The organism is Phyllobacterium sp. P30BS-XVII, assembly GCF_014138335.1.
Classification (GTDB): domain Bacteria; phylum Pseudomonadota; class Alphaproteobacteria; order Rhizobiales; family Rhizobiaceae; genus Phyllobacterium; species Phyllobacterium meliloti.
In genome coordinates this window covers 81299-94180 of record NZ_JACGXO010000003.1, presented here as the reverse complement: position 1 = coordinate 94180, position 12882 = coordinate 81299, and the positions used below count along the sequence as shown (strand labels likewise).

14 protein-coding genes are annotated in these 12882 nt (G+C 54.8%); 10 read left to right on the top strand and 4 right to left on the bottom strand.

What is annotated here, in order from left to right; translation table 11 throughout:
• Nucleotides 1-51: 51 nt before the first annotated feature.
• The gene (locus tag FHW17_RS09610) at nt 52-918 is read right to left on the bottom strand and encodes an NmrA family NAD(P)-binding protein (protein ID WP_182509715.1); all 867 of its coding nucleotides are present in this window, start codon (nt 916-918) and stop codon (nt 52-54) included.
• Between the two features lie 226 nt (nt 919-1144).
• Nucleotides 1145-1363 (bottom strand): hypothetical protein, encoded by a 219-nt coding sequence (locus FHW17_RS09605; protein WP_091884048.1) that lies wholly within the window; start codon nt 1361-1363, stop codon nt 1145-1147.
• 215 nt (nt 1364-1578) lie between these two features.
• On the opposite strand from FHW17_RS09605, the gene FHW17_RS09600 reads away from it, so the two are divergent.
• Nucleotides 1579-1911: a DUF982 domain-containing protein gene (locus FHW17_RS09600; protein WP_162730215.1), complete on the top strand. Its 333-nt coding sequence runs from the start codon at nt 1579-1581 to the stop codon at nt 1909-1911.
• A gap of 481 nt (nt 1912-2392) precedes the next feature.
• Here the strand turns inward: FHW17_RS09600 and FHW17_RS25350 are convergent, their stop codons facing one another.
• Both FHW17_RS25350 and FHW17_RS09595 read right to left on the bottom strand, forming a co-directional pair.
• Nucleotides 2393-2521, bottom strand: coding sequence for a hypothetical protein (locus tag FHW17_RS25350; RefSeq protein ID WP_255784424.1), 129 nt, complete (start codon nt 2519-2521; stop codon nt 2393-2395).
• 704 nt (nt 2522-3225) lie between these two features.
• Nucleotides 3226-3417, bottom strand: coding sequence for a hypothetical protein (locus tag FHW17_RS09595; RefSeq protein ID WP_182509714.1), 192 nt, complete (start codon nt 3415-3417; stop codon nt 3226-3228).
• Nucleotides 3418-4076: 659 nt separating this feature from the next.
• On the opposite strand from FHW17_RS09595, the gene FHW17_RS09590 reads away from it, so the two are divergent.
• The 9 genes from FHW17_RS09590 (at nt 4077) to hutH (ending at nt 12882) form a co-directional block, all read left to right on the top strand.
• Nucleotides 4077-4958 carry a glycine betaine ABC transporter substrate-binding protein gene (locus tag FHW17_RS09590; RefSeq protein WP_112524158.1) on the top strand — a complete coding sequence of 294 codons (882 nt, stop codon included), beginning with the start codon at nt 4077-4079 and terminating at the stop codon, nt 4956-4958.
• Between the two features lie 96 nt (nt 4959-5054).
• Nucleotides 5055-5672, top strand: a complete 618-nt coding sequence (locus tag FHW17_RS09585; protein WP_182509713.1) for an ABC transporter permease — start codon at nt 5055-5057, stop codon at nt 5670-5672.
• Nucleotides 5673-5682: 10 nt separating this feature from the next.
• A complete protein-coding gene (locus FHW17_RS09580) occupies nt 5683-6321 on the top strand; it encodes an ABC transporter permease (protein ID WP_091884031.1) in 639 nt (212 codons plus the stop codon).
• Nucleotides 6321-7253: an ABC transporter ATP-binding protein gene (locus tag FHW17_RS09575; RefSeq protein ID WP_182509712.1), complete on the top strand. Its 933-nt coding sequence runs from the start codon at nt 6321-6323 to the stop codon at nt 7251-7253. Before FHW17_RS09580 ends, FHW17_RS09575 begins: the two co-directional genes overlap by 1 nt.
• A gap of 56 nt (nt 7254-7309) precedes the next feature.
• Nucleotides 7310-8047, top strand: a complete 738-nt coding sequence (locus FHW17_RS09570; protein WP_182509711.1) for a DUF427 domain-containing protein — start codon at nt 7310-7312, stop codon at nt 8045-8047.
• On the top strand, nt 8047-9078 hold the full coding sequence (locus tag FHW17_RS09565) for an LLM class flavin-dependent oxidoreductase (protein ID WP_182509710.1): 1032 nt from the start codon (nt 8047-8049) through the stop codon (nt 9076-9078). Before FHW17_RS09570 ends, FHW17_RS09565 begins: the two co-directional genes overlap by 1 nt.
• On the top strand, nt 9075-10397 hold the full coding sequence (locus tag FHW17_RS09560; RefSeq protein WP_182509709.1) for an LLM class flavin-dependent oxidoreductase: 1323 nt from the start codon (nt 9075-9077) through the stop codon (nt 10395-10397). Before FHW17_RS09565 ends, FHW17_RS09560 begins: the two co-directional genes overlap by 4 nt.
• Nucleotides 10398-10411: 14 nt before the next feature.
• Entirely contained in the window at nt 10412-11413 is a 1002-nt protein-coding gene (locus FHW17_RS09555) for an ornithine cyclodeaminase family protein (protein ID WP_182509708.1), read from the top strand.
• A complete protein-coding gene (hutH, locus tag FHW17_RS09550; protein ID WP_182509707.1) occupies nt 11410-12882 on the top strand; it encodes a histidine ammonia-lyase in 1473 nt (490 codons plus the stop codon). The genes FHW17_RS09555 and hutH overlap by 4 nt, the downstream gene beginning before the upstream one ends.

Genomic DNA, 12882 nt, shown 5'->3' with positions numbered 1-12882 from the left:
TCCAATTTACCCAAGTCCAGATAAGCAAAAGAACAAGCGGGAGTCGATGGGTTAGCCACCGCGACCGACAAGGTCGCGGATAATGTCCCGAACGTCGACAGTCCCGTGCAAGATCTCGCTTTTCGGATTTTCGAACCGAATCCAGCCTTCGTTAAAACCGTCGAGCATTTGTATTCTTGGCTCCGGGTTGCGCATGCCCTGTGCTCTGAACATCGCTTCCCACGTCTCCCGCGGCACGGTCTCGACCCGAACCGGCTGTGACAGTACCTCCGACATCGCATCGGCGATATCAACAGGCGAAACCCGCTCCGGTCCTTCGATCTCGACAATGCGCCGCCCGGTCCAATTCTCCTGAATGAGTTCCGCCGCGAAGTGGCCGACATCCACCGTTGAAATCATCGGAAACTTGTGGTCGGCAGGCTGAAGAAATGAATGGATGACGCCTTCTTCCCTTGCGGAAGCCACATCCCAGACGAGATTATCGAGAAACCAGGCAGGCCGCAGGATTGTCAGCGGGATCGACAGAGTGCTGAGCGCCTGTTCAAGAATGGTGCGCTGGCTCAGAAGGTTACTTTGCGTTACCTGACCACCAATGGTCGACAGGCAGACGATTTTATCAGGCTTGGCGGATTGCAACGCGTTGCGGATAATCGCGGCTTCCGCCTGGGCTTCGGGAAATCCGGGCAGGGGATCAAAATTCGAAGGCGGAAGGATGAACACACCCTCCACGCCGCTGAAAGCCTTAGTCAAAGCTGCTTCATCGCCCATGTCTGCGATGGCGAGTTCGCAACCAAGGCGCAGCCATTCCCCCGATTTGTCAGGGTTCCTCACGACAGCGCGCACCGGTTTGCCCGCCGCGAGAAGCGCGCGGGCCATCGCCCCACCGACCTTGCCGGTGATTCCTGATATTGCATACATATTATTGTTCCTTTGCGGTGAAGCCGATGGTCACGGCCATCCGGTCATTGCCATGGCGCAAAGGTACTGATTGAACGATGTTGACTGAAGTGCAAATTGATCACATCAGCAGTGACTGAAAATCACTGATCATTGCTGTTCACGCGGTTTGTCTGACAAACGCGTCTTTGCCCGGCGGAAGCTGCCCTACTAAGACGGTCAACATCCCCTTGTCAGGCATAAACCATCAAAGGATGCGCTTTACCTCCACCCAATCATTCATGTCGTTGATTTTCAGCTTTCCGACACCTTCAGCCGTGTCGAGCAATACTTCAGGCATGAACTGATGGACATATTCGTCATCATCACTTGTCTGCTCCCAGACCTGACCATTGGTCAGTTCGAATTTTGTCCCCAGCGAATAGCCATCGGTCGAGCCCTTGATTGTCTCCTTGTCATATTCCATTGGCTTCCCTTTCAACGTGAAAGACCCACTCTCAGCCAAGCCGGAGAGTTCGTCAATCGATTGGGGGCAAACCGCAGGCCGCAACATTGTGTGTTCAGAGGTGGAAACTGAATGGCCATTTTTGTTACGAATTGCGGCTGGCGCGCTGTCAGCAAATCATGCCCGCCAGCGAAGACAACCTTGTTTGCACGATCCGTGGAACCAGTTCCTTCCTCATGCATTTGGTCCTTATGGAGACAAATTTCTTTACCCATGTCACCATCAAATCACCTCGCAGCGGACGTATCCTTATTGTGCGCAACGTGCAGGATGCTTTGGCGGTGCTGACCCAGTCCTGGTTACGGCGGCAGAGTGAAAAACACGCTATTGCCTGTCAGGTCTGCCGGGATGCTCTGGGTGACACGCGATCACCAGACGAAGCGCGCGCGGCATTTGTGGAAGCGTCGCGTGAGGCAGGCATTTATGTCACCGAGCGCACGGGATCGCTGCTGGGCACTGCACCCGGTATTCTCGCCGACACACCCGAAAAACCCGTTGGCACCGCGTAGGACTTGCGGACGGCGCTTTGCGCCATCGGTTCCATAAATTTGGAATTCAATTTTAATTCTTTGTGATCGAACTTTTTCTTGCGCTCAAACGTATCTGTCCGGGCAAGGGGACCTCGACGATATGAATAACAGGTTTTTCAGACTGGAACCGTCAGTTGATTTTATGGGGCATGTGATTTGGGAAAGATCGAAAATACGCGAAACCTGCTGGGTACGGGCATCAAGTGAGCAGGACGCACGGCTGATTGCGTCCATCAAACTCAACAGTTCTGGTTCAGCCGGTAAATCCGCATCGGAGAGCCCATGGTTGAACGGTCTGCTGGTGCAATGCAATCAGGACGTTCCGCCATTGGATTTTGGCAACCGCAGTTTGATGACAGTCAGCGGTAAAACTTATTTATGAATGTCGGCCTCGGCGGCCTCAATCATCTTGAATAAGGGTGCTTCAAAATTATGAATTCAGGAAAGCAACAAAGGTCATTCAGGCCATGGATGAACACAGCTGGCTAATCAGCACGGCCAGAGCAAGTGCAAAGCCAAAGACGAGCAGATGACACCACGCCGGTGTGGTATAGTGCAGGTGCTGTTCTTCCTCATCATCTTCATACATTCGAATGTTCCCCTAATTCGTCTGCAGGTGCCTATTCCATCAACATGAAAGTAAAATGTCAAAGCATGTGCGTGAAAATAATTCAGAAAATGCACTGAAAAGCGACTGTAAGGGCAAATTGGGCCTTGAAACAGGCCATACAAACGTGATGGCGAGGCGTTAAGAACAATGATTCTCTCACGCGGCGCGTTTAGAGGTAGGTAAATATCCATTGTCCCGGCCAGTACGATGCGCATACGTGGTCAGGGCAAATGATCGTCGGTTGAAATCAAAATGGCACAACTTTAGGTTGTTATGCGAAGGCGCGCCCAAGCATCCAGATTCCCGCCAGAACAATGAGCATGATAATAGCGAGTCGCCACGAACCTGCGAATACGCCGGGTTGTTTATTATCGTCAGACATTGAAAGTTCCAGAGCACATATTTGTTTTGTAAAATAAATACAACTATTGCGCGAATAAGCAACGAGAACTTGTGTAATAATAAAAGGTGAAATGTTGCATGCCGTATTTGACGACAATCATTTCATGCCGATTCATCCAGACAATTGATCAGAAGAACTCAGAAAAATATATAAGACGATTGCACTAAGACGTAGGGCTATGATGCTAAAGTGCTTATCAGTTATTGCGAGATAACGATAAGTCGTGCTGACCACGGCTTTTCTTAGGCTTGGTGGTCAGTCGATCTTCGCAATGAAATGCCTATTTGGCCAGCATCTTGACTTTAAGCTTGCGAACCATGTTGCGCGACTTCAGCTTTTTCAGAAGCCGGTCTTCAAGCTTGACGCTCCGGGCGATAAGTTGGTCCCAGTTGGTCTTTGCAACGACTTTGGCTGGTTTGGCTTTCTTGATCTTTGTGTTTGGTTTTGAGTTTTCTGGGCGATGTGTCGCCATTGCGGTCTCGTGATTTGAATGGCCCGGATTACGATAGTCTTCCAAAAAGTACAGAGTAAGCACTCAGGTGGCCCCTTTCCGAATATCACCTGCCAGCGCAGTCGCAGGTTCCTCATCAGCAAATTGGAGGAGGGGGTGGAACACAAGACGATAACCGCCAAAAAAAGCCAATCAGCGACATCAAATAGAACTTTAGTTGTAATTCTCAATGCTCTCGCTGCTGCAACAGCTGTAAACGCGGCTCAATATCACAAAACCACATGATATCCGATAGATACAGCCTTTCATGACAGTGTGGTTTTTACCGATTGTGCGTAAATTACCGCGGTTTTTCCAACGCACAGAACTGCGGTCCGGACAATATGGTCCTTCAGGACAACAGGCCAGCAAACATGCGGATTGCCGGGAATTGGCCACGCTTGATAACGCGTTGTTCCATCCAGACGTATTGATCCTAAGGCGCTGATCGAAGAAGATTGTCGTTATATTTTCATTGTCGGTGGCAGGGCGATTGCAATCGTCAGGTAAATAAATTCTACTTAATCGGGAAATATTGGGAGTTTGTTCTACGAACTTGCGCCCACGGATTGCTAGCATGCGAAATGAACAAAGAAACCAGTGGGATAGATTAAATCCTACGTCAGCTCGCAGGGTATATCATGATTTTCAAAAGCGTCGCCTCCATGGGCATGGGGGTAATATTGGCATTGGCAGCGGCAACGCCGGGCTTTGCGCAAGCCGTCAAGATTGGCAGCAAGAATTTTACCGAACAGTTTGTGGTCGCTGAAATCTACGCGCAGGCTCTGGAAAAGGCTGGCGTCGAGGTGGAACGGCGTACGAATCTCGGTGCAACACTGATCGCTCATTCGGCACTGCTGAATGGCGAAATTGACCTTTATCCTGAATATACAGGCACAGCGCTTGCGGCCGTGGTGAAGGGCGATCTTTCCGGTTCCGCTGAAAAAATCTACGGCGAAGTCAAGGATTACTACGAGAAGAACCTGAAGCTGACCTTGCTCCAGCCGACGAACATCAACAATGGCTATGCGATCATCACGCTCCCGGAAACCGCCGAAAAATACAAACTCAAGACGCTCACGGATCTGGGCCCCGTTTCCAAAGATCTGAGTTTTGGTGCGGAAGGCGGTTTTGGCGAGCGCAAGGACGGCTTGCCCGGTCTCAAACAGACCTATGGCATCGTGTTCAAGGATTTCCGCATTTTTGCCAAGCTTGGTATTCGCTACAGCGCGCTGACCAGCAAGAACATTGATGTGTCCTATGGTTTTGCCACCGATTGGCAGATTGCCGACAACAAGCTGGTTGTTCTTGCTGACGATAAGAACCTGTTCCCGCCCTATTATCTCGTGCCGGTCGTGCGTCAGGATGCCTTGGCAAAGAATCCCAAGATCGCGGAAGTTCTGAACAAGGTCAGCCCGCTCCTGAACAATGAAAACATGCGCGAGCTTAATGCCGCCGTTGAACGCGACAAGAAGGAACCCAAGGAAGTTGCCGAAGCCTTCCTGAAGGAAAAGGGCATCTGACATCAGGGCTTACTGGGTTTCACGCACATATACAGGAAGCGGCGGAGATGAGGTCGTCTCCGCTGTTTCAATTCTGACCGATATGGAACGACGCATTTGAACTGGGCCCCCAAAAACATCCCTGAGATACTTACGGCAACCTGGCAGCATCTGATGTTGTCGGTTTCATCCGTTTTGATCGGGCTGGTCATCGCCTTGATCCTTGGGATCATCTGCGCGCGCCGTCCGCGCCTTTACGCGGTGGTTCTGACGATCACCGGCATCATCTTCGTCATTCCGAGCCTTGCACTGTTTGCGCTGCTCATTCCGTGGCTTGGTCTTGGCACCAAGCCGGCGCTGGTTGGCCTTTCCTCCTATTGCCTGCTTATTCTCCTGCGCAATGTCGTAACCGGCCTGCGCGGCGTCCCCGCCGATGTACTCGATGCTGCTGACGGCATGGGCTACAGCGCATGGCAGCGGCTGGCGCGTATTGAACTGCCGCTGGCCTTGCCGCTTATTGTTTCCGGCATTCGCATTGCCTTGGTCACGGTCATCGGCATTGCCACCGTTGCCGCCTTCATCGATGGGGGTGGGCTTGGGACCATTATCCTCATGGGTATCGACCAGAGCTATACGGAAAAAATCCTCGTCGGCGGTATTCTTACGGCGCTGATGGCCACGTTCTTTGATCTTGTTTTGAGCCAGGCTGAAAAAGCTCTGGTCCGCTGGCGGTGAGGGGCTGATAATGCTGATCACCGCTTTCAACTGGATCATTAATAATCAGCCGGAGTTTTTGCGGGCGCTTGGCCAGCATCTGGTGATGTCGGGCGTCTCGCTTGTGTTTGCGCTGGCCATAGGCCTGCCGCTTGCCATTCTCATCATCAATCGCGGCGGACTGGCCTTCACGGTCATCAACGCCATCAATGCGCTGCGCACCATTCCAAGCCTTGCCATTCTTGCCATCATGATGCCGCTGCTCGGTATTGGCCTATGGCCATCCATCGTGGCGCTCACAATCCTCGCTCTGCCGCCCATTCTGCTCAACGCCTTTATCGGCCTGCGTGATGTTGATCCTGATGCGGTGGAAGCGGCCATCGGCATGGGCATGAACAGGGGGCAGGTCTTGCGCAAGATACGCATTCCGCTGGCTGCCCCCGCCATGTTCGCTGGCGCGCGCACAGCCGCCGTGCAGGTGCTTGCCGGTGCAACATTGGCGCCTTTCATTGGCGGCGGTGGGCTCGGTGATTTTATCGCCGTCGGCATCAGCATGATGGATATGTCGCGGCTTCTGGTCGGCGCAGTGCCCATCGCCTTGCTGGCACTGGCCACGGAATTCACACTCGGCTTTGCCGAAAAATTCTTCTTCGCAGAAAGAACATCCTGATGATCAATATGCAGCATGTCACCAAGCGCTACACGGAAGGTAGTGCAGCTTCGGTTGACGATCTCAGCCTCATTGTCCCGGAGGGATCAACGGTCGCGCTGATCGGCCCATCAGGCTGCGGCAAGACAACCACCATGCGCATGATCAACCGGTTGATCGATCCAACCGAGGGCACGATTATTGTCAATGGCGAGGACGTTACCAAGGTTGATCCGGTGATCCTGCGTCGCCATATCGGTTATGTGATCCAGCAGGTAGGTCTGTTCCCGCATATGACCATCGCCCAGAATATCGCCGCCGTGCCAAAGCTTCTCGGCTGGGACGACGCCAAGATCAGGAATCGCACTGACGAGCTTCTGCATCTCGTTGGGCTTGATCCGGCTGAGATGCTGAAACGCTATCCGCGCCAGCTATCGGGCGGCCAGCGCCAGCGCATCGGCGTGGCGCGCGCCTTGGCGGCTGATCCGCCCGTTCTGTTGTTGGATGAGCCATTTGGCGCCATCGATCCGATTGCACGCGCACGCTTGCAGGACGAGTTCCGCCAGATATTGCAGCGCGTGCGCAAGACTGTCGTATTGGTGACGCATGATCTCGACGAAGCTATTCGTCTGGGCGACCGTATCGCCCTCATGAAAAGCGGCAAGATTGTCCAGTATGATACGCCGGATGCCATCCTGTCTCATCCGGCTGACGCATTTGTCGAAAACTTCGTCGGCATAGACCGTGCAATCAAGCGCCTGAGCCTGTTTACTGTCGATGATGCCATGACAACGGATAAGCCACGACAAGGGGCACACATGGTTGCTTCAACAAGCAATCTTCGCGATGCGCTGGCATTGATGGTGGCAGCCAATAGCGACGTGCTTGCTGTGACCGATGCATCAGGCGCCGTGAAGGGCCAACTGACCCGCGATGCGATTTTTTCCGTCTGATTGCGCTATGCGTTCGATCAGACATGTCGATAGAAACTCACCTTTGGAGAGTGCTTATGTCCATCAGCTATCGTTCCAATGAAATCCCCGCCATTCTGATTGAGCCGACCTATCGCCGCATCCGCCTCAAGCTCGGCGAAGAGGTGATTGCCGACAGTGCCAAGGCGATTGTCGTCTACGAGAACGGCGGCCATCCGGTTTACTACCTGCCGAAATCTGATTTCCGCGAAGACGCTCTTGAGCCCTCATCAAAGACCGGTGCGTCGCCGGTGCTGGGACCAAGGCGCTACTGGTCGCTTGCGGGTGAAGACAGCGCATGGAGCTACGAAAACGCACCCGATGGCGTGCCCAATCTCGCCGATTATGTAACCGTTGCATGGAGTGCGGTGCGCTGGTTTGAAGAGGATGAGGAAATCTTTGGCCATCCGCGCAATGTCCACTGGCGCATCGACACCATCAACAGTTCGCGCCTTGTCGAAGTCTTTGTGGATGGCAAGCTTGTTGCCCGGACAAACCGTGCGATTTTCCTGTTCGAAACCAGTCTTATCACACGATATTACTTCCCGGTGGAGGATCTGATCGCCGGAACATTGGTGCAAAGCCCGCTGCATAGCTATTGCCCCTATAAGGGCAAGGCCTCCTACTATCATTTCGAACTCGACGGAAAACGCCACGAAAATATCGTCTGGTACTATCCAGAGCCGCTTTATGAGGCTGGCAGGATCAAGGGATTCATCTCGTTCTACAATGAGAAGATCGACAATATCCGCGTCAGCGCCGGGGATGCGGAATAATGCATATCGGGCTATCGCTGACCCCGTTCGGACATCACCCCGCTGCATGGCGCAGAAGCAGCGCCGCCCGGGGCGCGCTTGAGTTTAGTCATCTGGCGGCGCAGGTGAAAAAGGCCGAAGAGGGCGGGCTGGATTTCGTCCTGCTCGCGGATCGCCTTGGTCAGAGACCCGAAAATGACCTGTCGCCTCTCACGGTGCCGTTTGAGCCAACGACGCTGGTCGCGGCTCTTGCAACGGCAACGGGCAAGATCGGCTTCATTGCCACCGCTGCCACGCACCAGCATGAACCTTATAATCTTGCCCGCCGTTTTGCCTCGCTGGATTCGATCAGCAAAGGTCGTACCGGCTGGAATGTCGTGGGCTCGGAAAAGCTTGAGCGCGATCAGGAGTATCTCGATGTGGTCTCGGGGCTTTGGGATAGCTGGGCGGACGACGCCTTTGTCTATGACAAGGCACTGGGCCGCTTTTTCGAACCGGATAAAATGCATGTGCTCAATCATAAAGGCACGCATTTCACCGTTCGCGGACCTTTGAACGTCAATCGTTCGCCGCAAGGCAGGCCCGTGATCAGCCATGTGTTGACAGCCAGTACATTTGAGATCGCAGCGCGCTTTGCCGATGTGGTTTTTCTGCCGTCTTCCTCATCCGAGGAAGTAAAGACCTTCTCGGCGCGTTTAAACAGCAGCCTTTCCGCCTTTGGCCGTCGCCGGAAAGATGTACGGGTTCTGGCGAATATTATCCCTATGGTCGGCAATTCATCGTCAGACGAACTGAATGCCATTCCCGATGCACTTGAGATTGTTGGCACACCTGCCGGGATTGCCGAGCGCATGCAGTCTTTGGCGGAAACGGCTGATCTTGATGGCTTTGTTATTCTGCCGCCCGTTGCCCCCGAAGGTGTGACCGGTTTCGTTGATCTGGTCATACCCGAATTGCGCCAGCGCGGACTTTTCCGGAATGCCTATGAGGAAATGACCTTGCGTGGCCATCTAGGGCTTGCTCATCCGGATCGTCTGGAGCGCGCATCATGAGCACGAAGCAGATGAAACTCGGTGCCTTTCTCATGGCTGGCGGGCACCATATCGCCGCGTGGCGTCATCCGGATGCCCACGCCAATGCCGGTATTGATATCGGCCATTTCATCGGATTGGCGCAGATGGCCGAGCGGGCCAGGTTCGATATGGTGTTCATCGAAGACGCTGCCGCGATCCGCGAGCGTAACCCTGAAATAGCCAGTCAGGCGGCGCGCTCCACCAGCTTCGAGCCGCTCAGCCTGCTGGCGGCGCTTGCGGTCAATACCACCCATATCGGTCTCGTTGCCACCGCTTCGACCACCTATAACGAGCCCTATGGTCTGGCGCGCACATTTGCTTCACTCGATCAGCTCAGTGGTGGCCGAGCCGGATGGAATCTGGTGACTTCGGCCAGTGATCTGGAGGCGGAGAATTTCGTTTCCAGTGGGTTGCGCCCGCATGGCCAGCGCTATGAGCGGGCGGAGGAGTTTGCCGAGGCTGCTGTTGCGGTCTGGGATAGTGTGGACGAGGGCGCCTACATTCTCGACGGTGCAAAGGGCATCTATGCCGATCCGGCAAAACTCCATCCTGTGGATCATCACGGCACGCATTTTTCCGTCAAGGGATTGCTTGATAGCCAGAGATCACCGCAGGGCAGACCGGTTATGGTACAGGCCGGGGCGTCGGATGTTGGCAAGGATCTCGCCGCGCGCACCGCCGATGTGGTTTTCTCCGCTGCCCAGACTTTGCAGGAAGCGCAGGCCTTTTATGCGGATGTAAAGGCACGACTGCCAAAATTTGGCAGGAGTGCCGATGATCTCAAGATCATGCCCGGTGTTTCACCCATTGTCGGTGAAACGGAGAGCGAAGCGCGGGCCAAATATGATGCCCTGCAGGAACTGATCCCCGATCAGGTCGGAGTGGCGCTGTTGGCGAGCTATCTCAGTATCAAAGACCTGTCCAACCACCCGCTGGACGGGCCATTGCCTGACATGCCGCAAACCGATGGTATCCAGAGCAGACAGCAGCTGATCATCGACCTTGGAAAACGCGAAAACCTGTCGATCCGCCAATTGGCCCGGCATTTCGCCGGTGCGCGCGGCCACTGGCAACTGATCGGAACGCCCGTTCAGATTGCCGATGCATTGGAGGAGCGGTTTTGCGGCGGAGCAGCCGACGGGTTCAATGTCATGCCGCCGCTGTTTCCCACCGGCCTTCAGGATTTTACCACCCTAGTGGTGCCGGAACTGCGCCGTCGCGGTCTTTTTCGCGAGAATTATGAAGGGCGCACATTGCGCGAAAATCTGGGTGTCAAAAAACCGGCGCGCCTATCATGAGCAGAGAGAACCGTATGAAACCGATCTATATCGACTATCTGAATGCCTTCGACATCGACGCTCTCGCTTTGACCGATGCGGAAATTCTCAGCGCCATTGAAACCTCGCTTAAAGCACAGGGCAATGGCGAGACCGTGATCGAGCCGCGTGTGCATCTGGAGCCGGATGAAACGTTTCATGGCCATTTTAACGTGCTGCGCGGCTATGTGGCACCACTCAATCTGGCCGGAGTAAAGATTGTTGGCGACTTCGTTGACAACTACAAGCTGAACTACCCTTCTGAATTCGGCGTCCTCAACCTGTTCGATCCGCGCACCGGCGCACCGAAAGCCATTCTTGATGCGACCGTTATCACGGATATGCGCACTGGAGCCATCACCGCGCTTGGTGCCAAACATCTGGCGCGCAAGAACTCAAAAGTGCTTGGCCATATCGGCGCGCGCGGCACCGCCTACTGGAATGTGCGGCTGCTCGATCATCTCTATGATTTCGATGAAATCCGCGTGCATTCGCGCCGCCCGGAAAGCCGCAATGCCTTTGCCGAAAAGCTCTCCAATGATCTCGGCAAGACAATAACCGTTGTCGATAACTGGCAGGCCTGCGTCGAAGGCGCGGATATTGTGGTTGAGGCATCGCGCCTGCCGGAACCAACGCCGATGCTGAAAACCGAATGGATCAAACCCGGAGCCTTTGTGGTGCCTTACGGGACCATGAGCGCTGTTGAACTGTCACTCACCGATATCATGGACAAGCTGGTGGTTGATGATTGGGGGCAGTGCAAGGGTGGCAAGTTTGGCTCGCTACGTGCCCATGTCGAGGCGGGAAAACTGTCCGAACAGACGCTGCATGCGGAACTCGGTCAGATCGTTGCCGGTCACAAAACGGGGCGTGAGAACGATAGCGAGACAATCCTGTTCTGGCATCGCGGCCTTTCGCTCAGCGACATCGCGCTTGGCTATGCCATGCTCGAGAAGGCCAAGGCGAACAATATCGGCCAAAGGCTGCGGTTTGCATGAGCACGCTTATTCTCCAAGGGGCAGGCGTCACGGTTGCCGATATCGAAGCCGTGGCGCGCAGGAACATTGCCGTTGAGGCTACGCCAGAGGTTTCGGCCAAACTTGTAAAAGCGAGAAGCGTTCTAGATCAGGTGGCGGCAACTGGGCAACAAATCTATGGCCTGAATACCGGTCTTGGTGCCAATCTGAAAACTTCAGTGGGCGATGAAACGTTTCATTTTCAGCAGCAACTGGTGCGTGGGCGCGGCGTCGGTGTTGGCCCATCCTTGCCGCGGGATGTGACCCGTGCGGTGATGGCCGCCCGGCTGTCCATGCTGGCGGTTGGCGGCTCCGGCATATCGCCTGATGTTTTTAATGATTTGCTGGCACTCCTGAACAGCAAAGTGCATCCCGTGGTGCCATCCATTGGTTCCATCGGTGCGGGTGATCTGGTGCTCCTTTCGGCTATCGCGCAGACCATGATCGGCGAGGGGTATGCAGAGTATGAAGGCGAGGTACTTGCCTCCACAGAAGCCCTATCGAGGGCGGGCCTTGAGCCTTCAACGCTTGGCCCCAAGGATGGCTTGTCGCTGCTCAATGCTTCTGCAGTTTCAGTCGGCAAGGGGGCACTTGCTGTTGTCGATACAACCGCCTTGTTTGAGTGGCAGCGGGATGCTGCGGCACTCAGCTTTGAGGGGCTCGGCGGCAATCCGCTGATCCTCGCGCCAGCCATCCAGCAGGCACGCCCTGCCGCAGGACAGGCGCAGGAAGCGGAAAAGCTTCTTAAACGGCTTGAGGGCTCGTCGCTGCATGAAGCGCGAGCCGTCATTCAGGACCCGCTCAGCCTGCGCTGTGTCGCGTCGATCCACGGTGCGCTGGCACAGGCCCTCGCAGCGGCTACGGAAGCGGTCGAGATTGAACTCAATGCAGCGGCAGACAATCCCTTGGTGATCGTTGATGAGAACAGGGTGCTATCAACAGGCAATTTTCACACGCCCTCTCTGGCACTGGCCTTTGAAACCCTTGGGCTTGCCGTTGCGCAGACCGCGCTTGCCAGTGCTGCCAGGTTCATTCAGCTGACCGGTTCAGGCCGCAATGGCCTGCCACGCTATCTTTCGCCCGTGGGCGGTGCATCGGCAGGGCTTGTCCCGTTACAGAAAACCGTTACGGCCCTCATGGGTGCGATCCGCCACAGGACCAATCCTGTTTTGCTGGATTTCATGCCCGTTTCGGAAGGTGTTGAAGACCACGCAACCCAGACGCTTCTGGCAGTGACAAAATGCGCTGAGATGCTGGATCTTTGGCGCCATGTCGTGGCGTGCGAAATGCTGGCGGCAGCACAGGCGGTTGATCTGCGAGCCGGGCATCATTGTGGTGACGGCACGCGCCAGACCTATGATCTGGTTCGCGCCATTTCCGAGACCCTGCAAGAAGATCGGTCGCTGGGCGAAGATGTTTCATGCCTCGTGCAGCGCCTGCAAATGGGGTAG